Annotated in this window: 20 protein-coding genes; 6 read left to right on the top strand and 14 right to left on the bottom strand. The window is 59.8% G+C overall.

Features of this window, described 5'->3' with window-relative positions:
- Positions 1-89 precede the first annotated feature (89 nt).
- The gene (locus tag LOY68_RS05860; protein WP_265043568.1) at positions 90-734 is read left to right on the top strand and encodes a TetR/AcrR family transcriptional regulator; all 645 of its coding nucleotides are present in this window, start codon (positions 90-92) and stop codon (positions 732-734) included.
- 117 nt (positions 735-851) lie between these two features.
- On the opposite strand, the gene LOY68_RS05855 is transcribed toward LOY68_RS05860, so the two are convergent.
- Positions 852-1,634 carry a class I SAM-dependent methyltransferase gene (locus LOY68_RS05855; protein WP_123405700.1) on the bottom strand — a complete coding sequence of 261 codons (783 nt, stop codon included), beginning with the start codon at positions 1,632-1,634 and terminating at the stop codon, positions 852-854.
- A gap of 94 nt (positions 1,635-1,728) precedes the next feature.
- Here LOY68_RS05855 and LOY68_RS05850 point away from each other — a divergent pair, with 94 nt between their 5' ends.
- Positions 1,729-2,349: a hypothetical protein gene (locus LOY68_RS05850; RefSeq protein ID WP_054616021.1), complete on the top strand. Its 621-nt coding sequence runs from the start codon at positions 1,729-1,731 to the stop codon at positions 2,347-2,349.
- A 13-nt stretch (positions 2,350-2,362) separates the two neighbouring features.
- On the opposite strand, the gene LOY68_RS05845 is transcribed toward LOY68_RS05850, so the two are convergent.
- The 7 genes from LOY68_RS05845 to ppc form a co-directional block, all read right to left on the bottom strand.
- The gene (locus LOY68_RS05845; RefSeq protein ID WP_163908713.1) at positions 2,363-3,058 is read right to left on the bottom strand and encodes an extensin family protein; all 696 of its coding nucleotides are present in this window, start codon (positions 3,056-3,058) and stop codon (positions 2,363-2,365) included.
- 2 nt (positions 3,059-3,060) lie between these two features.
- The gene (locus LOY68_RS05840; protein WP_265043565.1) at positions 3,061-3,882 is read right to left on the bottom strand and encodes an isocitrate lyase/PEP mutase family protein; all 822 of its coding nucleotides are present in this window, start codon (positions 3,880-3,882) and stop codon (positions 3,061-3,063) included.
- A gap of 32 nt (positions 3,883-3,914) precedes the next feature.
- Positions 3,915-4,775 carry a DUF72 domain-containing protein gene (locus LOY68_RS05835; protein WP_265043563.1) on the bottom strand — a complete coding sequence of 287 codons (861 nt, stop codon included), beginning with the start codon at positions 4,773-4,775 and terminating at the stop codon, positions 3,915-3,917.
- A complete protein-coding gene (locus LOY68_RS05830; RefSeq protein WP_054047242.1) occupies positions 4,775-5,083 on the bottom strand; it encodes a hypothetical protein in 309 nt (102 codons plus the stop codon). Before LOY68_RS05830 ends, LOY68_RS05835 begins: the two co-directional genes overlap by 1 nt.
- Positions 5,084-5,293: 210 nt before the next feature.
- Positions 5,294-5,968, bottom strand: a complete 675-nt coding sequence (gene tsaB, locus LOY68_RS05825; RefSeq protein WP_163908710.1) for a tRNA (adenosine(37)-N6)-threonylcarbamoyltransferase complex dimerization subunit type 1 TsaB — start codon at positions 5,966-5,968, stop codon at positions 5,294-5,296.
- A gap of 93 nt (positions 5,969-6,061) precedes the next feature.
- Positions 6,062-6,709 carry an adenylate kinase gene (adk, locus tag LOY68_RS05820; RefSeq protein WP_054047246.1) on the bottom strand — a complete coding sequence of 216 codons (648 nt, stop codon included), beginning with the start codon at positions 6,707-6,709 and terminating at the stop codon, positions 6,062-6,064.
- Between the two features lie 288 nt (positions 6,710-6,997).
- Positions 6,998-9,628 (bottom strand): phosphoenolpyruvate carboxylase, encoded by a 2,631-nt coding sequence (gene ppc, locus LOY68_RS05815; protein ID WP_163908709.1) that lies wholly within the window; start codon positions 9,626-9,628, stop codon positions 6,998-7,000.
- Positions 9,629-9,843: 215 nt separating this feature from the next.
- Here ppc and LOY68_RS05810 point away from each other — a divergent pair, with 215 nt between their 5' ends.
- The 4 genes from LOY68_RS05810 to LOY68_RS05795 all read left to right on the top strand — a co-directional run bounded on the left by LOY68_RS05810 (position 9,844) and on the right by LOY68_RS05795 (position 13,763).
- Positions 9,844-10,188 (top strand): pilin assembly protein, encoded by a 345-nt coding sequence (locus LOY68_RS05810; protein ID WP_163908708.1) that lies wholly within the window; start codon positions 9,844-9,846, stop codon positions 10,186-10,188.
- A 376-nt stretch (positions 10,189-10,564) separates the two neighbouring features.
- Positions 10,565-10,978: a DUF4398 domain-containing protein gene (locus tag LOY68_RS05805; RefSeq protein WP_054047252.1), complete on the top strand. Its 414-nt coding sequence runs from the start codon at positions 10,565-10,567 to the stop codon at positions 10,976-10,978.
- Between the two features lie 55 nt (positions 10,979-11,033).
- Positions 11,034-11,822 (top strand): OmpA family protein, encoded by a 789-nt coding sequence (locus LOY68_RS05800; RefSeq protein WP_163908707.1) that lies wholly within the window; start codon positions 11,034-11,036, stop codon positions 11,820-11,822.
- 174 nt (positions 11,823-11,996) lie between these two features.
- Entirely contained in the window at positions 11,997-13,763 is a 1,767-nt protein-coding gene (locus LOY68_RS05795; protein WP_265043559.1) for a transposase, read from the top strand.
- 142 nt (positions 13,764-13,905) lie between these two features.
- Here the strand turns inward: LOY68_RS05795 and LOY68_RS05790 are convergent, their stop codons facing one another.
- From LOY68_RS05790 to lysS, 6 genes are all read right to left on the bottom strand, one after another.
- The gene (locus LOY68_RS05790; protein ID WP_054047257.1) at positions 13,906-14,235 is read right to left on the bottom strand and encodes a hypothetical protein; all 330 of its coding nucleotides are present in this window, start codon (positions 14,233-14,235) and stop codon (positions 13,906-13,908) included.
- Positions 14,232-15,146, bottom strand: coding sequence for an alpha/beta hydrolase (locus tag LOY68_RS05785; protein ID WP_265043554.1), 915 nt, complete (start codon positions 15,144-15,146; stop codon positions 14,232-14,234). Before LOY68_RS05785 ends, LOY68_RS05790 begins: the two co-directional genes overlap by 4 nt.
- A 141-nt stretch (positions 15,147-15,287) precedes the next feature.
- A complete protein-coding gene (locus LOY68_RS05780; protein ID WP_054047261.1) occupies positions 15,288-16,565 on the bottom strand; it encodes a flavohemoglobin expression-modulating QEGLA motif protein in 1,278 nt (425 codons plus the stop codon).
- A 36-nt stretch (positions 16,566-16,601) separates the two neighbouring features.
- Entirely contained in the window at positions 16,602-17,162 is a 561-nt protein-coding gene (locus tag LOY68_RS05775) for a hypothetical protein (RefSeq protein WP_265043552.1), read from the bottom strand.
- Between the two features lie 153 nt (positions 17,163-17,315).
- Entirely contained in the window at positions 17,316-18,032 is a 717-nt protein-coding gene (locus LOY68_RS05770; RefSeq protein ID WP_265043550.1) for a TetR/AcrR family transcriptional regulator, read from the bottom strand.
- Between the two features lie 101 nt (positions 18,033-18,133).
- The gene (gene lysS, locus LOY68_RS05765) at positions 18,134-19,636 is read right to left on the bottom strand and encodes a lysine--tRNA ligase (RefSeq protein WP_054047268.1); all 1,503 of its coding nucleotides are present in this window, start codon (positions 19,634-19,636) and stop codon (positions 18,134-18,136) included.
- Between the last annotated feature and the right edge of the window lie 81 nt (positions 19,637-19,717).

Here is a 19,717-nt window from a genome sequence, read left to right as displayed (position 1 = left end):
AGGACCTTTCGCTAATGGTGCTTGGAATAATTATACTGACGGGTATGTTATTAATAGCAAACTCACCAGTCCAGTATTAAAAGCGAAGAATGTCGAACAATCTTTCAGCATCTAATGGTCCGGGTCGCCCCAAGGATCTGGCCAAGCGCCAGGCAATCCTCGATGCGGCGAAAATTCTTTTCCTGAGTAATGGCTATGCCAGCACCAGCATGGATGCCGTGGCGGCCGAGGCCGGGGTGTCTAAACTGACGGTCTACAGCCATTTCAACGATAAGGAGACGCTGTTTTCCGCCGCCGTGGTGGCCAAGTGCGAAGAGCAACTGCCACCGCTGTTCTTCGAATTGCCCGACGGCATCGCGGTGAAAACAGTGCTGTTGAACATCGCCCGCGGCTTTCATCACCTGATCAATAGCGATGAGTCGGTGAACCTGCACCGCTTGATGATCAGCCTGGGTAGCCAGGACCCGAAGCTGTCGCTGATCTTTTTCGAGGCCGGACCGGAGCGCATGTTGAATGGCATGGAGCGATTGCTGGGCCAAATCGATCAATCCGGCGCATTGAGCATCGATAAACCGCGCAATGCCGCCGAGCATTTCTTTTGCCTGCTCAAGGGCGCGGGGAATTTTCGCTTGTTGTATGGCTGCGGCGAGCCGTTGCTCGGGGATGCGGCCGAGGAGCATGTGCTGGAGGTGGTGGAGTTGTTTATGCGGGCTTATCGGACTGAGGCAGTCTGATCGATTTGGTTGGTTGTTCTGACGCCTTCGCGAGCAGGCTCGCTCCCACAATGGATCTATGCAACACCTTAGATCCCATGTGGGAGCGAGCCTGCTCGCGAAAGGGGCGCCTCGGTCCTAAGGCTTAAGCGCCTTCTTCGGATAAATGTCATACCGACTGGATTTGCCATCCAGCGCATGACTCGGCTTCGGCCCGGCAATGCACGGCGCCTTGCGCGGGCGCTTGACCACTACCCGGTGGCTGGCCAACGCCAACGCCGCTTCGAGCAAGGCCGGCGCATCCGGATCATCCCCCACCAGCGGGCGGAACAGGCGCATTTCTTTCTTCACCAACGCGGTTTTCTCACGGTGCGGGAACATCGGGTCGAGGTAGATCACCTGCGGCGGCTCGCCTTCCCAATTGCGCATGACTTCAATCGAATTGCCCTTGAGCAAACGCATTCGCGCCACGATCGGCGCCACGTCGAAATCTTCCGCGCCACGCGCCAGGCCATCTTCGAGCAACGCGCCGATCAGCGGCTGACGCTCGATCAGGCTCATCTCACAACCCAGGCTCGCCAGCACGAACGCATCCTTGCCCAACCCCGCCGTGGCATCCAGCACCCTTGGCCGCACGCCTTGGGCGATGCCGACCGCTTTGGCGATCATCTGCCCCGTGCCGCCGCCGAACAACCGGCGATGCGCCGCGCCGCCCTCGACGAAGTCCACTCGCACCGGCCCCGGCGCGTCAGGCCCCAGCTGTTGCAGCTGCAAACCCTGTTCGCCCACCTGCAGGGCAAACTCGCCGTCATCCACCTGCAGGGGCAAGCCCAGGCGCTCGGCCCATTGCTCGGCCTGTGGCTGAAACGCCGGGGCCGAGGCCTCGACATGGATGCGGCAGGCCGCGGGTTGTTCAATCATGGGAAAAGGTGCTCAAAAAATTAATGATCGGCAAAAAACGTCCGATAACAAAACTATCGAGCATTTTGCCAGAGCTGAGCGTCGACCGAGAAAAATGTCAGACATTCAAACCACATCCGTAGGCTACATATCGCGTCATGGCGATTATGGCCTGCGAAACTCCCAAGCACTGAGCGGCGTCAGTCACCTGTGGCAAGATTTCTTTGCCCAGGCCCTGGCCGAACAGTCGAGTGATGTGGTGCCTGCCTGCGGGACCTTTCCACCGGTTGACCTGGAAAGCCCGGTCGAGCCGACCGTCGGCAGCGAGCTCTACGCGCACATCGTGTCCCAGCGTGAATGCGATGTGACAGAAACCCAGGTCAAACCACCAGAGCCGCTATTCCTGCCGATTGCCGAGTTCGAAATGGACCTGGCCGACAAACCTTTCCCGCCGTTCCCGCCGGAAGAAATCGTCGCCCAGCAGAAACAGCAAGACTTCGAAAGTGGCTGGGTGCGCCCAATCGTACTCACCGCTGGCCAACCTGTACCCGAAGCCGGCCCGGCACCGCAGCCGCGTCCGCTGCACCTGCCAATCGCCGAATTCGAACTGCACCTGCTGGACAAACCGTTCCCGCCGTTCTCGCCCGAAGAGCTGGTGGCGCAACAGAAACAACTCGATTTCGATAACGGCTGGGCACGCCCAATCATCCTGCAGAACCTGCGCATCGCCGCCTGATCCTCAGAATCTCTCAGCGACACACCCACCACGGCCCCACATCCAGATGAAAGTGATTGCGATGGGCGGCGTTGTAATCCGGGCTCAACACCACACTGAACATATCGCAGGCGCCGTCGCGGACCTGGCGTAGAAACCGCGCGTCCTGATTATCCTTGGGCCAATCCTTGAGCACGCTGATCGCACGGCCATCGGCCAGGCGAAAACCGGCGATATCCAGGGCGTTGGCACCGGCATGCTGGCTGCGGGCACCGTTCTCGCGGTTGTACATGTTGCGGCAGGCGAAACTGCCGAGGTGATCGACCCGCGTCACCGCCTGGCCGTAAACCGCCTGAGACGCCGGTTGCAGGGCGTGGCGCTCGAACAGGGCGAACGCCACCGCCAACGGGCAACTGGCGAGGAAACTGCTGCTCAGGGCCACCTCACCGCCTTGTACACGCAAGGTGTTAGTCAACGGACATGTCGCATCGGGGCTATCGGCCTGGCGGGAGACGCGCAGGCCAGAGCTACTCAAGGCTTGATCGCACAATTGCGGATCATCGCGAAGACGCATCAGTTTGTAGCGGGTCAGAAAATTCGGCGCAGCGTTGACGTCCAGCGCTGCCCATGGATTCCACTGCGCAGGCACAGCAATCCACCCACGCCAGACGCTCAGCCCCGCCGCCCCCACGATCAACAACACCAGCAGCAATCCCTTGGCAAAGCGCATCGTCAGCCTTTGAAAAACTGATTGGCCTTCGCGTAGGGCATGGAACGCGACGTGAAGCTGAAGGTGCCAGACGTCTTGATCTCTTCAGCCGCGCGGAAGAATTCGCCGTACGCCGCCAGGGCGAGCGCCGAGCCAACGCTGATGCGCTTGACGCCCATCTCGTTCAGTTGCTCGACCGTCAATTTGAGCCCCCCGGACATCAACACATTGACCGGTTTTGGCGCCACGGCGCGGACCACCGCCAACACGTCTTCAGCACTGCGCAGCCCCGGCGCGTAAAGCACATCGGCGCCGGCTTCGGAGAACGCCTGCAAGCGGCGGATGGTGTCAGCCAGATCAGGATTGCCGTGCAGGAAATTCTCCGCGCGAGCCGTCAACATAAACGGGAATGGCAGGCTGCGAGCAGCTTTCACGGCGGCTTTAACACGCGATACCGCATGTTCGAAGCAGTAGATTGGCGCCTCTTCACGACCGGTAGCGTCTTCGATCGAGCCGCCGACAGCGCCCGCCTCGGCCGCACGCAAAATGCTCTGCGCGCATTCGGCCGGATCGTCGGCGAAACCGTTTTCCAGATCGACAGCTACGGGCAGATCAGTCGCCGCGACAATTGCCCGAACGTTGGCCAGGGTGTCGTCCAGCGACAATCCGCCATCGGGGCGAGCATTGGAAAAAGCATATCCGGCACTGGTGGTCGCCAGTGCCTCGAAGCCCAGGCTGGCCAGCATTTTCGCCGAGCCGGCGTCCCACGGGTTGGGAATCACAAAAGCCCCCGCGCGTTCATGCAGCGCTTTGAACGCCTGGGCTCGAAGGGTTTGCGCATCCATTGGCAGGCTCCTGAGAAGAGGAAGAAATCACCTCAGAGCAGGCCAAGTTGCTCCGCGGCGGGTTCTCTGTATAGCTCAGGCAGCGGCGGCAAGCCAGGCAAACGCAGCATCAGTTTTGCGTGGAAACGTTGCGCGAGTTTCGCCGCCAGCAGGTTGTCGGCGGTGTGCAGGAAGATGTAAGGCGTGCGGCCCTCTTCGATCCACACGGCAATTTTCTCGACCCAGGGCACCAGGAACGGGTCATTGGCCTCCAGTTGCGGATGGCCGATAAAGCGCACTTGCGGACATTGCGTAAACGCTGCCGGACGGGTTGGCACGTTGGGCTTTTTCGATTGGGCGTGGAGCACCGACGGATCGGTCGAGATGCAACTGAACAGCGCACGCGGATCAAGGCAGATACGCTCGACACCCCGATCCAGCAGCAGCCGATTGAGCATGCGCTCGGCATCGCCCTTGGCAAAGAATTCGGGGTGGCGCACTTCGACCGCCAGCGGTCGGTCCACGGCGTCGATAAAACCGGCCAGCTCCGAGAGTCGTTGCGGAGTGAAGCTTTTCGACAATTGCAGCCATACCGGCGACACCCGCTCGCCCAACGGGCTGAGCAATTGCAGGAAGGTTTCGGCGGCAGTCAGTTGTTCGCGCAGGTCGCCGCTGTGGCTGATATCGCCGGGGAACTTGGCGGTGAAGCGAAAGTGTTCGGGCATGGTCTCGGCCCAGCGCTGCACAGTGGTGGCAGCCGGGCTCGCGTAGAAAGTCGTATTGCCTTCAACGGCGTTGAACACTTGGGAATAGAGATTGAGGAATTCGGCGGGTTTGGCGTCTTGCGGGTAGAGATAGTCGCGCCAGGCGTTTTCACTCCAGGACGGGCAACCGAGGTAGTAAGGCAGCAACATCAGATGTACAGGTCGAGGCCCAGCACATCGGCATCCCAATCGACAAAACCGGCGGTGCTCAGGTAGCTGGCCAGGGCCATCGCTACGCTTTTGCTCATGGCACGGTGGTAAATCATGTCTTGCTGACGGGCGGGGAGATTGCTCAAGCGTTGTGCGGAGGCTTTGGCAGCGCGGGCGGCCAATTGCTCTTCAGTCGGGATTTCCAGCTCGCCGTCGATGTCATCGACGGATTCATCCAGCGCTACATTGCCTTTGCGAGGCTTGCGCTTGATGGGGTAGGACTGAGAGGAAAGACCGTCTATACGCATAAGTGCATCTCGGTATCAGTGATGGCAGTTTAGTGGCGCGCGGACCACTTCGCAAACTGTCGAGTGATAACTAGAACACATAAAAGGAAAAAGGTTTAAAGCTGGGGGTTAGAAACTGACAATTGGCGGTATCCGTTAGATCGCTTTCGCGGGCAAGCCTCGCTCCTACAGGGGTTAGCGCGAGCCCGCTCCCACATGGGTTCGCTTTGATCAGCGCGCTTTCGGGGTCGCGACCTTGTCGCGCAGATAAACCGGCTGCGCCTCATCCGCGACAATCGCCTCGCCCCGCTCCCAGGCAAACCGCGCCAGGGTCAGCAGGTCTTCGGCATGCGGCAGCATCCCCGCATCCTGCCCGCTCAGGTTGACACCGATGCGCTCGGCATAGCCCCAACCGGTGCCCGCGCCAAACCACTCGCCACTGGCATCCGCCGGCAACGCCGCCACTTCCGGTGGCAACACAGCTTCATTGCCGACGAGGCGCATCTCACCTGCCGTTTCGCGGTAGCAACCCCAATACACTTCGTCCATCCGCGCATCAATGGCTGCCGCGACCTGGCTCACACCGTGTTCACGATAGGCGCGCTGAGCCAGCACAGCGAGGTTCGACACCGGCAACACCGGGCGCTCCAGGGCAAAGGCCAAACCTTGCACCACACCGATGGCGATCCGCACGCCGGTGAAAGCCCCCGGCCCGCGGCCAAACGCGATGGCATCCACCGCTTGCAGGGTAGTCCCGGCGTCGGCCAGCAGTTGCTGGATCATCGGCAACAGTTTTTGCGCGTGCAGGCGCGGGATCACCTCGTAATGGCTCGTAACCTTGCCGTCGTGCAGCAAGGCAACGGAGCAAGCTTCAGTCGCGGTGTCCAGGGCCAGCAAGGTGCTCATCGATGTTTCCGTAAGAGAGGTCAGAAAAAGTGCGCCAGTATAAACAACTACGGCCCGCAAGCGGGCCGTAGAAGATGAAGCGTTTCAGACTTTTCAGTTCAGCGCTTCAAGCACCTTGCCGGTGATCGCTTCAACCGAGCCAACACCTTCGATGTGGCTGTACTTCGGCTTGCCCTGAGCGGTGGACAGTTCCTGGTAGAACTTGACCAACGGCTCGGTCTGCGCGTGGTAGACCGACAGGCGATGACGCACGGTTTCTTCGGTATCGTCTTTGCGCTGTACCAGCTCGTCGCCGGTGATGTCGTCTTTACCGGCAATTTTCGGCGGGTTGTAGACGATGTGGTACACACGGCCAGAAGCCTCGTGCACACGGCGACCGGCGATACGCTGGACGATGTCTTCGTCTTTGACGTCGATTTCGACCACGTGGTCCAGTTCGACGCCGGCTTTCACCAGGGCTTCAGCCTGGGGAATGGTGCGCGGGAAACCGTCGAACAGGAAACCGTTGGCGCAATCAGCCTGGCTGATGCGTTCTTTAACCAGATTGATGATCAGGTCATCGGAGACCAGACCACCGCTGTCCATGACGCTTTTGGCGATCAGGCCCAGCTCGGTGCCGGCCTTGACCGCTGCACGCAGCATGTCGCCAGTGGAGATTTGCGGAATGCCGAATTTCTCGGTGATGAACTTAGCCTGAGTACCTTTACCGGCCCCGGGAGCTCCCAGCAGAATGACGCGCATCGATGTGCTCCTCAATTTTTTATATAGATAACGTCAGATTCGCCTCGTGGGGCCAATCTCAAAAATAGGGTCGTGGCCGCCCAAACGGCCAAAGGCTGATCAAGATACACAGCAGGCCCTGACCACACAAGCCGCCGAAAGTCGGAGAAACCCGCGCCGGTTGCGACCTTTGGACGGGGTACCCCAAGTCGCAACCCCGTCATTAACTGTCGCCTGCCAGACCTTTTCGGCCCTTCGCCCACAGGCACCCGGCGCAGGTGCCAAGTGCCCGGACCCAAGAGGAAAACCTTAGCCGGTATTTCGCAAACCGGCGGCAATCCCCGCCACAGACACCAGCAACGCCTGTTCTACCGGGCTGCCCTGCGCCACTTCCTGTTGCCGCGAACGGGCCAACAACTCGGCCTGCAATAGATGAAGCGGGTCGAGGTAGGTGTTGCGCAGGCGAATGAATTCCAGGGTGTCTGGGCTATGTGCCAGTAGCTGCGACTGACCGGTCAACCCAAGGACCACTGCGCAGGCCTGCGACAATAGGTCGCGTAAATGCGCGCCCAAAGGAAGCAAATCGGGCTCGACCAGCCGCTGATCGTAAGACTGGGCGATGTCTGCGTCGGCCTTGGCCAGCACCATTTCCAGCATGTCGATGCGGGTACGGAAGAACGGCCATTGCTCGCGCATCTGTCCCAGCAACTCACCTTCGCCACGCTCCAGCGCCTTGCTCAGGGCCGCTTCCCAGCCTAACCAGGCCGGCAACATCAGGCGCGTCTGGGTCCAGCCGAAGATCCACGGAATGGCGCGCAGACTTTCGATTCCGCCCGCACGGCGTTTGGCCGGACGACTGCCCAACGGCAAACGCCCAAGTTCCTGTTCCGGGGTCGATTGACGGAAATACTCCACAAATTGCGGATTTTCCCGCACCACGGCGCGGTAAGCCTTGACGCCATCGGCGGCCAACTCGTCCATCAAGTGGCGCCAGGCTGGCTCCGGCGGTGGTGGCGGGAGCAAGGTCGCTTCGAGCACTGCCGCCAGATACAGATTGAGGTTTTGCTCGGCGATGTCCGGCAGGCCGAATTTGAAACGAATCATTTCCCCCTGCTCGGTGGTGCGGAAACGTCCCGCCACCGAACCCGGCGGCTGCGACAGAATCGCCGCATGCGCCGGACCGCCGCCACGGCCCACGGTGCCACCGCGACCGTGGAACAACAGCAGTTCCACTTGTTGCTCGCGGCAAATATCCACCAAGCGTTCCTGCGCTCGATATTGCGCCCAGGCCGCCGCCGTGGTGCCGGCGTCCTTGGCCGAGTCGGAATAACCGATCATCACCTCCTGCGGCCCTTGCAGACGCGCGCGATAACCCGGCAGCAGCAACAGTTTTTCAATCACCGGACCGGCGTTGTCGAGGTCGGCGAGGGTTTCGAACAGCGGCACCACGCGCATCGGCCGCAGTACACCGGCCTCTTTGAGCAGCAACTGCACGGCCAGTACGTCGGAAGCGGCGCCGGCCATGGAGATCACATACGAACCGAGGGATGCGCCCGGTGCGGCGGCGATTTCCCGGCAGGTCGCCAACACTTCGGCAGTGTCGGCGGACGGTTTGAAGTAAGCCGGCAGCAAGGGGCGACGGTTGTTCTGTTCGCGCATCAGGAAAGCGATGCGCTCCTCCTCGCTCCAGTCTTCGTAACGACCGAGGCCCAGGTAATCGGTGATTTCGGTCATGGCGGCGGTGTGGCGGGACGAATCCTGCCGCACATCGAGACGCACCAGGAATAAGCCGAAAGTCACCGCACGGCGCAGGCAATCGAGCAGCGGACCGTCGGCGATCACGCCCATGCCGCACTCGTGCAGCGAGTTGAAACACAGCTCCAGCGGATCGAGCAGGTCGCGGTTGTTTTGCAACACATCAGCCGGTGCCGGTGTGCTGTTCGTCAATGAGGCATGCGCCCAATTGCGCGTCGCCCGCAGACGTTCGCGCAGTTGTTTAAGCACCGCGCGGTAAGGTTCGGCGCTGTCGCCGGCCTTGGCTTTCAGGGCTTCGCTGGCCTGCTGCATCGACAACTCGGCGGCCAGGTGATCCACATCGCGCAAGTACAAATCAGCGGCCATCCAGCGCGCAAGCAACAGCACTTCGCGGGTGACGGACGCCGTGACATTCGGGTTGCCGTCGCGGTCGCCGCCCATCCACGAGGCGAACCGGATTGGTGCGGCCTCCAATGGCAAACGCAGGCCAGTCGCCGCGTGCAGCGCTTGATCGGCCTTGCGCAAATAATTGGGGATCGCCTGCCACAGCGAATGCTCGATCACCGCAAAGCCCCATTTGGCTTCGTCAACGGGCGTCGGGCGTGTGCGGCGGATTTCTTCGGTGTGCCAGGCTTCGGCGATCAGGCGCTGCAATTTCGCCTGGATCTGCTCACGCTCGGCGGTGGTCAGGTCACGGTGGTCCTGAGCCGCCAGTTGCGCGGCGATGGCATCGTATTTCTGGATCAGGGTGCGACGCGCGACTTCGGTCGGGTGCGCGGTCAGCACCAGTTCGATTTCCAGCCGACCAAGTTGCCGGGCCAGGGATTCGGCGCTGTGGCCTTCGGCACGCAGGCGGGCGAGCAGTTCCGGCAGCACCCGGGCTTCGAACGGCGCGGGCTGCGACTCTTCGCGGCGGTGGATCAGCTGATATTGCTCGGCGATATTGGCCAGGTTGAGAAACTGGTTGAACGCCCGCGCCACCGGCAGCAACTCGTCTTCGCTCAACTGGTTGAGGCTGGCGCTGAGTTCGGCGTCCATCGAGCCGCGACGGTCGGCCTTTGCGCCCTTGCGAATCTGCTCGATCTTGTCGAGAAAACCGTCCCCGTACTGTTCACGAATGGTGTTGCCCAACAGCTCACCCAACAGGTGAACGTCCTCGCGCAAGCGTGCATCAATATCGGTCATCAGCAGTTCTCCAGCAAAAAATCCGGGCGGCTTTAACAGCATGCTTTGAAGTCCAAGAGTGCCGCCGTAAAGCGCTTCTTACAAGCAAACGACGAAGGGACTTTAAACCTTAGGCGATAAAGCTAGTCTCAACAGTAAGCCTTACAACGGCTTACCGGCAGCCACCGCCGGACACTCACCCTGCCTGCCACTCGCAGGTGCGACATGAGGTCTTTATGAAAATCCGTGAGCTAGCCCAGCATTGGGAAGAAAACGCCAAGGGTCGCCTGACCGACACTGGCTACGCGATTCACCTGGACGTGGAAGCCGCCGCACGGCTGGCAGCGATCACCGAGATGTACCCGAAACGGCATCCCGAAGAACTGCTGGGCGAACTGATCGGCGCGGCGCTTGAAGAACTCGAAGCGAGCTTCCCGTATGTGAAAGGACAGACCGTGGTCGCTACTGATGAAGAAGGCGATCCGCTGTATGAAGACGTCGGTCCGACCCCGCGTTTCCTCGCGTTGTCCCGTCGGCATTTGCATGATTTGTCTGCCAGTGAAGACAAGCCAAAACATTGATCCAGCAGAGATAAACCTGTGGGAGCGAGCCTGCTCGCGAAGGCGTTAGCCCAGTCAAAATCATGTTGGCTGATCTACCGCTTTCGCGAGCAGGCTCGCTCCCACATGGGCTGTGACACCCTTCAAAATTGGCGTATCCCCGAGCCCTCGAATGTCCGGGAATACCGCCGCACATCGCGAAAGTTCCCGTCCTAGAGCCTTGTCCATTCGGTCAAAGTTTTTTTAGGCAATACGCCATCTTCTCTGAACTTTTGAAAAACCCCTCGGGTCGTACCCATTAACCACGCCTGGTACGGCCGTTTCAAATCACGCTTTGAAAGTACGGTTACGGCTCCTAACACCAGGATGGATTTAGATGTTTTTCAGGAGATATCCAATGGAGTTGAAGACCATGACGACCAGCACTGCCAAATCCTCGTTTACCCACCTGCGCGGTCTGAAATTGGCTGCCTTGGCGATCGGCAGCACCTTCGTACTCGCCGGTTGCGCTGGCAACCCGCCGACCGAGCAATACGCCGTGACCCAGTCCGCCGTGAACAGCGCCGTCAGCGCCGGTGGTACTGAATTCGCAGCCGTGGAAATGAAGTCCGCCCAGGACAAACTGAAACAAGCCGAAATCGCCATGCACGACAAGAAGTATGAAGAAGCCCGCACCCTGGCCGAACAAGCCGAGTGGGACGCTCGTGTAGCAGAACGCAAAGCCCAGGCGATGAAAGCCGAACAGGCTGTGAAGGATTCCCAGAAAGGTGTTCAGGAACTGCGTCAGGAAAGTCAGCGCACTGTGCAGTAAGCGCGCATCCGGACCACACGCCTGAAGCTCTTATCGATAGAAAGGACGAACCATTATGCGTAAACAATTGATGATCCCCGCTCTCCTGGCCGCAAGCGTCGCACTGGCTGCTTGCTCCACCCCGCCGAACGCGAACCTGGAACAGGCCCGCGTGAACTACTCCGGCCTGCAAGCAAACCCGCAAGCCAGCAAAGTCGCGGCCCTTGAGACCAAAGACGCCAGTGATTACCTGGACAAGGCCGACAAGGCTTACCTGGACAAACAGGACCAGGCCAAGGTCGATCAACTGGCTTACCTGACCAACCAGCGCGTGGAAGTGGCCAAGCAGACCATCGCCCTGCGCACCGCTGAAGCGAATCTGAAAAACGCCGCCGCCCAACGTGCCCAGGCGCGTCTGGACGCTCGCGATCAGCAGATCAAACAGCTGCAAGACAGCCTGAATGCCAAGCAAACCGATCGCGGTACCTTGGTGACCTTCGGTGACGTGCTGTTCGCTACCGACCGTGCTGACCTGAAATCCAGCGGTCTGGTGAACATCAACAAACTGGCGCAATTCCTCCAGGAAAACCCGGACCGTAAAGTGATTGTCGAAGGCTACACCGACAGCACCGGTAGCGCTGGCCACAACCAGCAACTGTCCGAGCGTCGTGCCGATTCGGTACGTACCGCACTGGTGAAAATGGGCGTTGATCCAGCGCGCATCGTCGCTCAGGGTTATGGCAAGGAATACCCGGTTGCCGAAAACGGCAGCGTTTCGGGCCGTGCGATGAACCGTCGAGTGGAAGTGACCATTTCCAACGACAACCAGCCAGTGATTCCACGTTCGGCTGTTAGCTCGAACTAAGCGTCACGCTGAAACACAAAAGCCCCGCCTGATCTGATCAGGCGGGGCTTTTGCGTATGCGCAGGTGATTGCCGTCTGTCGCCACCTGTTACTTATGACAGTAGGCAGGCCATTCCAGCGGGCGTAATAAATACCGTCAAGCCAGGCTCATGGCACGACGCAGGTTACTCTCGCATGAATAAGACAAGATATTTGCCGCTGATTGTTCTCGCCGCCAGCCTGGCCGCGTGCACGGCCCAGAACCTCTCCACGACCACCTCCCCGGAGCAGCGCAGTGATGCGGTGATCACCAACACGCCTCTACCACAGGCCGGCGTCAACCAGCGCCCGGTTACCGGGGTCAAGACAGCATTGCTGGTTGCGGCGCACTGGCAAGGTGATCGCGAACTCGACATGCAGCAACTCTATGATTCGAGCTTTTCCGCAAATCCCCGATCGTTGAGCGACTATCTGCTCAAGGCCTCAGGAGGCAAGCTGATCCTCAGAGGCACCACCATCACCGCCCGGTTCACCGATCCCGTTCCGCCGGAAGGCTTTTGGGGCGAGACCGAAGAAGCTGAAAAAGCCGCTCGGGCTCAAGGCTACGAGCCTGATCAGTACGACTATTTCTTCGTCGTCCACAACAATGGCGTTGGCGGAGCGCAAGGCACCATGCCGGGCCGCAATATCGTGATTCGCGACCAACCCTATGCTGGGCATTACCTCTTCGCCCATGAATTCGGGCATAACCTGGGCTTCAGTCATGAACCCAAATTCGCCGGCGGCAACGGCGGGACTTTCGACACCTATGTGAACTGCCCTTCAAACGGCACAGACGTCGTCGCCCCCCTGGGTTGCAACGTCAAACGCTACGGTGATTCCGGTGATCCGGTTCAGGGCTCCAGATCAATCCAGGCACTGTTCCCGGCCAACTATCGCTGGTATGCCGGATGGCTGGATGCTTCGCAAATGGCGCTCATTTCCCGCTCGGGTCTTTACCGAATCGGCGCGCTGGGCGGTCCCGGGCCTCAGCTTTACCTGATCAACCGCGGCAGCACCAGCGCCAACGACCCGGAACAGATTGCCCTTGAGTTCCGCCAGCCCATTCCGCCCTACGATAATTTCGCCCCGACTGACAACCGTGTCACCGGCGTCTGGATCAGATACACCAGCATGGGCAATCGGGTTGATAACGTGCAAGTAGACGGCACCCCGTTGACCGCCTCGACAGACGATCCCACCTTGCAACCTGGCCGAACCCTGACGGATGTATCGGCAAAACTGAAAATTCACGTGTGCTCGGCGGATACCAAAGGCGCAACAGTCGCGGTGGCCGTCAACAATGAAGCACTGCCCACTTGTACGCCCGCGCTCAACATTGCCTGGGTATTAAAACCCTCTTCCCAGCAACAGGTCGGCTATCGGCCGTTTGTTTCGGGGACAGGGCCTTCAGGTACGACCGTAATCATTGAGACCGCCCAGCCGAGTGGCGAGCGGGAGGTGGTCGGCACTGCCATCGTCAGGGCTGACGGCAGTTGGTCGGCACAAATCGATCACGATTTATCGCCGGGCCCGCAACGCCTGTCAGTCCATGTGACGAACCCTGGCAGCCCGGACGGCATCCGTTTGAACTCCCCGCTCTTCACCGTGATCGATACCCCCGAACAACCGGTGATGCAGACGCCCCAACCGGATCAGACGACCAGTCGCTACCCAAGCTTTTCGGGCCGCGGCCTGCCTGGCGCGACAGTGAATGTAGAACTGGAGGCTAACGGTCTGCCGATTGGCCTTATCGCCAGCGCAGTGGTCGATCAAGACGGGCATTGGTCGGCTCAAAGCAGCATTCTCTTCAGACGAGGCAGCTATAGCGTCACCTTCTACCAGAGAAACGGTGACAAACAATCACCGGGGTTTGCGACTCGCACCTTTCAGGTGGTTGATGCTGCGCCCCACAATCAATAGAAAACCACTGGGATTTTTTTTGGGGCGATAACTTAACCCTGTGGGAGCGGGCTTGCTCGCGAAAGCGCTGGATCAGCCAATATCAATGTCGACTGACACGACGCCAAACGCTTCGCGAGCAAGCCTCGCGCCTACAGGACTTTCATTGTTCGAGCTTCTGTGGGGTTTCCTGGCCCATGCAACGCACGGCTTTTTTCTGGCCGTTGATCAATACGCCAGTCAGGCCTTTCTGTTCGGTGTCGAACAGCACCAGCACGCCATCGATGCACTGGGCCACTTGTGGCGCGGGGTCCAGGGCGACTTTGTAGTCTTCGCCCGGCACGGTCTTGAGCATGGTGAATTCGTTGAGCAGCAACGCATCCTCAGGCTTGGCGAAATGCAGGTAGCCGTAATACCACAGCACCCCGACGGTGCCGAGGATGGTGCAGATACCGGTGATGATCAGCGGGATGGCGTTACGTTCTTCACTCATTGCGGACTCTCTGGTGGTTCATCTTTTGAATGGACGGGCACCGGGTAATTCGGGATTTCACCCAGGCGGCGCAGACCGTTGAAATGCTGCGGGTCTTCGAGATAACGCAGCATCACCTGACGCCAGACCGGGTCGGCGAAAGTCTGCACGTGACCGCCACGGGTCAGTTGCAGCACCCGCGGTGGCGGCGCAGCTTGATACAGACGAATGCCGTTGGAAAGGGGCACGAGGTTGTCGTCGATGCTGTGGTAGATCAGTTTCGGCACGCCTTTGAGCTGCGCCATGGAATTGATCGCGCTGTCACCGTCCGGCACCAGCCATGACAACGGCACCTGTAGCGGCCAGGTTAGCCATGAGGTGGTCAGGGCAAATCGACCGACATCACGATAGCTGGCGGGCGCGCCGTCGAGGACCAACGCCTTGATTTGAGGCTGGCGTTCCGGGTGCTGGACCAGGTAATGCACGGCCATCGAACCGCCGAGGCTCTGGCCCAGGACGACCAGCGGCTTGCCCTTGACCTCGGGCGCCTGGTCGAGCCATTTGAACGCGGCGTCGATGTCCTGATAGATCTCCGGCAGGCTCGGTTTGCCTTCGGACAGGCCATATCCGCGATAGTCCACCAGCAACACTTGGTAACCCTCTTTCGGCAGCCACCAACTGCCGCCCAAGTGATAAGACAGGTTGCCGCCATTGCCATGCAGGTGCAGCACGGTGCCTTTTACCTCGACGCCTTTGGCCACCGGCAGCCACCAACCGTGCAGCTTCACGCCGTCGGCGGTGGTCAGGGTGAGGTCGCGGAATTCGAGTTTGGCCTTGTCCGGAGTGAACGGCTGGCCGGGTTCGGGGTAGAACAGCAGCGAGCTGCAACCGCCGAGGGTTAGAAGCAGGCAGACGATGCCGAGGATTCTCATCCGTTGAAACCTCGCACTAACATTTGATTAGAGGTCTGTAGGAGCGAGGCTTGCCCGCGAAGAACGATAACGCGGTGTACCTGCTGGATTGCGTCATCGTTTTTCGCGGGCAAGCCTCGCTCCTACACAGTGTTGTGGTGCTTACAAAATGTTGGAGTAATCCGCCTCAATCCGGTCCAGGCTCAAGTGATTGAGGAAGTTGGAGAAGCACATCCACGCCGACAGTGCGTTCAAGTCGCGGAACTGGTCCGGCAAATACTTGGGCGCGACCACCAGGCCTTCGTCCACCAATTGGCGCAGGGTGCGCATGTCTTCCAGCGTGGTCTTGCCGCAAAACAGCAGCGGTATCTGCTCAAGCTTGCCCTTACGCACGGCCAACTGAATGTAGTTGTAAACCATGATAAAGCCCTTGAGGTAGGACAAGTCTTTGGTAAATGGCAGACCATTCGGCACCGAGCCACGGAAAACCCGACTGGCGTTGCCGTAGCTTTCGGCCATTTCGAAGCCTTGCTCGCGGAAGAACTCGAACACCTGCAGGAAGTCCGCGCCCTCCTCCACCATGTGAATGGCGCGGGTACGGTTAGTCAGTTTGCGCAAGCGGCTTGGATAGGAGGCGAAGGTGATGATTTCCATCAGGATCGCCAGGCCTTCCTGGGTCACCGTCGACGAGGGCGGGCCCTTGGACAGGAAGGTGCAGATCGGCTGGTTCAAGCCGTTGAGGGTCGTGCCCACGTGCACCAGCCCTTCATGGACTTCGAGGGCGCGCACGTCGCGTTCGTTGAACATCGCGTCGGTGCGGATCTTGATGTAGTCGGCACCGGCCGCCGCATCGGCGACGATCCCGTCGGACTCGAACACCCGAATGGTTTCCTCAGCCTCGCCAAACACCTTGTTCAAACGGGTTTGCAGCAAGTGCACGGCGTCCTTGGCGGTGAGGATTTTCGGTTCATCTTTCAGATCGCCACGGCCATCGATGTTGTTCAAGTAGTCGGACATCATCAGGCCAAGGTCGGCCAGGGTCGGGTCGCCGGCGTGGAACGCGTCGGACGCGGCGCCATACAACTCCTGGGAAATCAGCCCGAAATCCTCTGTGCCGCGCGCTTCGAGCATGCGCACCACCATCCGGTATTCCTTGCACATGCGCCGCATGATCTGGCCGACCGGGTTGAACTGGCCGAGCTGGCGGGTGATGTCGCGCTCGATGTTCTGGAATTCCAGTTTGACCTTGCTGGAGTCGAAGGACAGCGGCCGATTCAGGTAATAGTCGCGGTCCACGGCCGGCATTTCCTTGCCCTTGCCCTTGAGGAAACCCTTGCGGATGCTGTCGTCCCACTTGACCGCATCGAGGACGCGAATCGGCGTCTGCGCCAGCACTATGCGATCGGACAAAATGCGTATCGTCTGCTGGTAATCGTCCACCCGAAACTCCTGTAGAAAAACCGTTAGGTGCTGGATTTATTTGGCTTTGGCTTTGGCCAGGCGCTGGTAGCGCACCGCTTCGACGAACACATCGGAATTGGCCGGGTCGTCGAGGTAAGCGAAGACCTGGTTCATGTCAGTGTTGATCAGCACACCATCGCCATCGTCAGTCTGAAAGCCTTCGCCGCTGAGGGCTTTTTGCCCCAGGGCCTGGTTGATCTGCTCGAGGTCGAGGTTGTAGACCACCAGTTCGTGCTTTTCGTTGAGCTCGAAGCCGGCAATCGTGAAATGCCCGCCGAATCTGGCTGGCACCGGCGCCGACAAATACCAGCGATTGCCGTGGCGGGACACCGTGAAGGGGTAGGCCTCGCGCTCGCGGGGCTTGGCTTTGAAGTAACTGACGGCCTGATAGCGGTTGTCGCCGATGCGCGTGAGCTCAAGGTTCATCGGTTCGCCCCAGGCGTTGGTGCTGGTCCATTTTCCGAGCAGCCCTTTAGGCGCGGGTTCGCTCGAAGGCAGCGGTTCCTTGAAGGTCACCAGACAGCCACTGAGCAGCAGGAACGACAAGGCGATCACAACGACGCGCCAGGCTTTCATTCAATACTCCCTATGAACACACGCAGACCTCATGTGGCCACCGACCCTCTGTAGGAGCGAGGCTCGCCCGCGAAGGCGTCGTGTCAGTCAACACATATACTGAATGTCAAACCGCCTTCGCGGGCAAGCCTCGCTCCTACAGGGGATACGGGGTTACACCGACGCCAATACCAAATGCATATACCGCGTGAGGATACCGAGCATTTCGGCTTCGGCCGCAGGCGCGGCGTCGTTGAGCAGGCCCTGATATTCCATCCGTCCGATAATGGCCGTCAACACTTTGGCATCCTGTTGTGGCTCGCGGGAGCCCAATACTTCGAAAAGCTGGCAGGTGCCCTGCAACAATATCTGCTGATGGGAGCGCACCAACAGGGCCAGGCGCGGGTTGAGCAGCGCTTCCTGGCGGAAGGCTTGCTCGGCCATCAAGTGCTCGCGGCGATTGATCAACTGCCGGTGCACATAGTCCGCCATCAGCCGGGCAATGTCGTCGGCCAACTGCGAGCGAGACTCCGGAGTGCCATCGCCACTGACGACCATTTCGCGCAGCAGGCCTTCATTACTGGCCCACAGCTTGCCCATGTAAGCGGCGCTGCGCTCCACGTATTGGGCGAAGGTATCGGTGAGCAGGTCATCGATATCCTTGAAATAGTAAGTGGTGGCCGACAACGGCACACCGGCCTCTGCCGCCACCGCACGGTGACGCACGGCCCGCACGCCGTCGCGCACGACAATACGCATGGCCGCATCGAGAATGTCCTGTCGACGCTGTTCGCTGCCCTGCCGGCTGGCCTTGCGGCCCTGGTACTGAACACTTTCAGCGACCGCAGTGGCGATACCCGCTGCACCTTCTTGAGCCATTGCACGATTCACGACAGGTAATCCCTCTTACGTCAAAAGTAACCAATTGATACGTTTGTACCAGACAGGCAATAAAAAGCCGCCTGTTTTAGGCGGCTTTTTAACTGAAACGTTTACGCTTGCGGCCGCATGTGCGGGAACAGGATCACGTCTCGAATCGACGGTGAGTTGGTCAGCAACATCACCAGGCGGTCGATGCCGATCCCTTCACCGGCCGTTGGCGGCATGCCGTACTCCAGCGCGCGAACGAAGTCGGCGTCGTAGTGCATGGCTTCGTCGTCGCCGGCGTCCTTGTCGGCCACCTGGGCCATGAAGCGTTCGGCCTGGTCTTCCGCGTCGTTCAACTCGGAGTAGGCGTTGGCGATTTCGCGGCCGCCGATGAACAGCTCGAAACGGTCAGTGACGTTCGGGTTGTCATCGTTACGACGGGCCAGCGGCGACACTTCGAACGGGTATTGGGTAATGAAGTGCGGCTGTTCCAGTTTGTGCTCGACCAGCTCTTCGAAAATCATTACCTGCAACTTGCCCAGGCCTTCGAAGCCCAGCACCTTGGCGCCGGCCTTTTTGGCGATGGCGCGAGCCTTGTCGATATCGGTCAGGTCGTCAGCGGTCAGCTCAGGGTTGTACTTGAGGATCGAGTCGAACACCGACAGACGCACGAACGGTTCGCCGAAGTGGAACACTTTGTCGCCGTAAGGCACGTCGGTGCTGCCCAGAACCAGCTGCGCGAGTTCGCGGAACAGTTCTTCGGTCAGGTCCATGTTGTCTTCGTAGTCGGCGTACGCCTGGTAGAACTCCAACATGGTGAATTCAGGGTTGTGACGCGTCGAAACACCTTCGTTACGGAAGTTGCGGTTGATCTCGAAAACTTTCTCAAAACCGCCGACAACCAGGCGCTTGAGGTACAGCTCCGGCGCGATACGCAGGAACATTTCCATGTCCAGCGCGTTGTGGTGCGTTTCGAACGGCTTGGCCGCCGCGCCACCCGGGATGGTTTGCAGCATCGGGGTTTCGACTTCGAGGAAGTCGCGCTTCATCAGGAAGCTGCGGATGTGCGCAATCACTTGCGAACGCACGCGGAAGGTCTGACGCACGTCTTCGTTGACGATCAGGTCAACGTAGCGCTGGCGGTAGCGCTGCTCGGTGTCGGTCAGGCCGTGGTGCTTGTCCGGCAACGGACGCAGGGATTTGGTCAGCAGGCGCACTTCGGTCATTTCGACGTACAGGTCGCCCTTGCCGGAACGCGCCAGGGTGCCAACGGCGGCAATGATGTCGCCCATGTCCCAGGTTTTCACCGAGGCCAGGGTTTCTTCGGACAGGGTTTTACGGTTGACGTAAACCTGGATGCGACCGGTCATGTCCTGGATCACCATGAACGAGCCACGGTTGAGCATGATGCGACCGGCAACCTTGACCGGGATTGCAGCCTCTGCCAGCTCTTCCTTGGTCTTGTCCGCGTATTGCTTCTGCAGTTCTTCGCAGTAGTTTTCGCGGCGGAAGTCGTTCGGGAAGGCATTGCCCTTGGCGCGCTCGGCAGCCAGCTTTTCCTTGCGCAGGGCGATCAGGGAGTTTTCTTCCTGTTGCAGGGCTTGCGGGTCGAGTTCTAGGTCGCTCATGTCTTTAAATATTCCATCAGGTTCGTTGCCCCCGGCATTCGCCGGGGTTCGCGGGCAAGCCTCGCTCCTACAGGTATCCGA

This window comes from Pseudomonas sp. B21-053 (assembly GCF_026016365.1).
Classification (GTDB): Bacteria; Pseudomonadota; Gammaproteobacteria; order Pseudomonadales; family Pseudomonadaceae; genus Aquipseudomonas; species Aquipseudomonas nunensis.
This window is presented reverse-complemented; position numbering and strand designations above follow the sequence as displayed.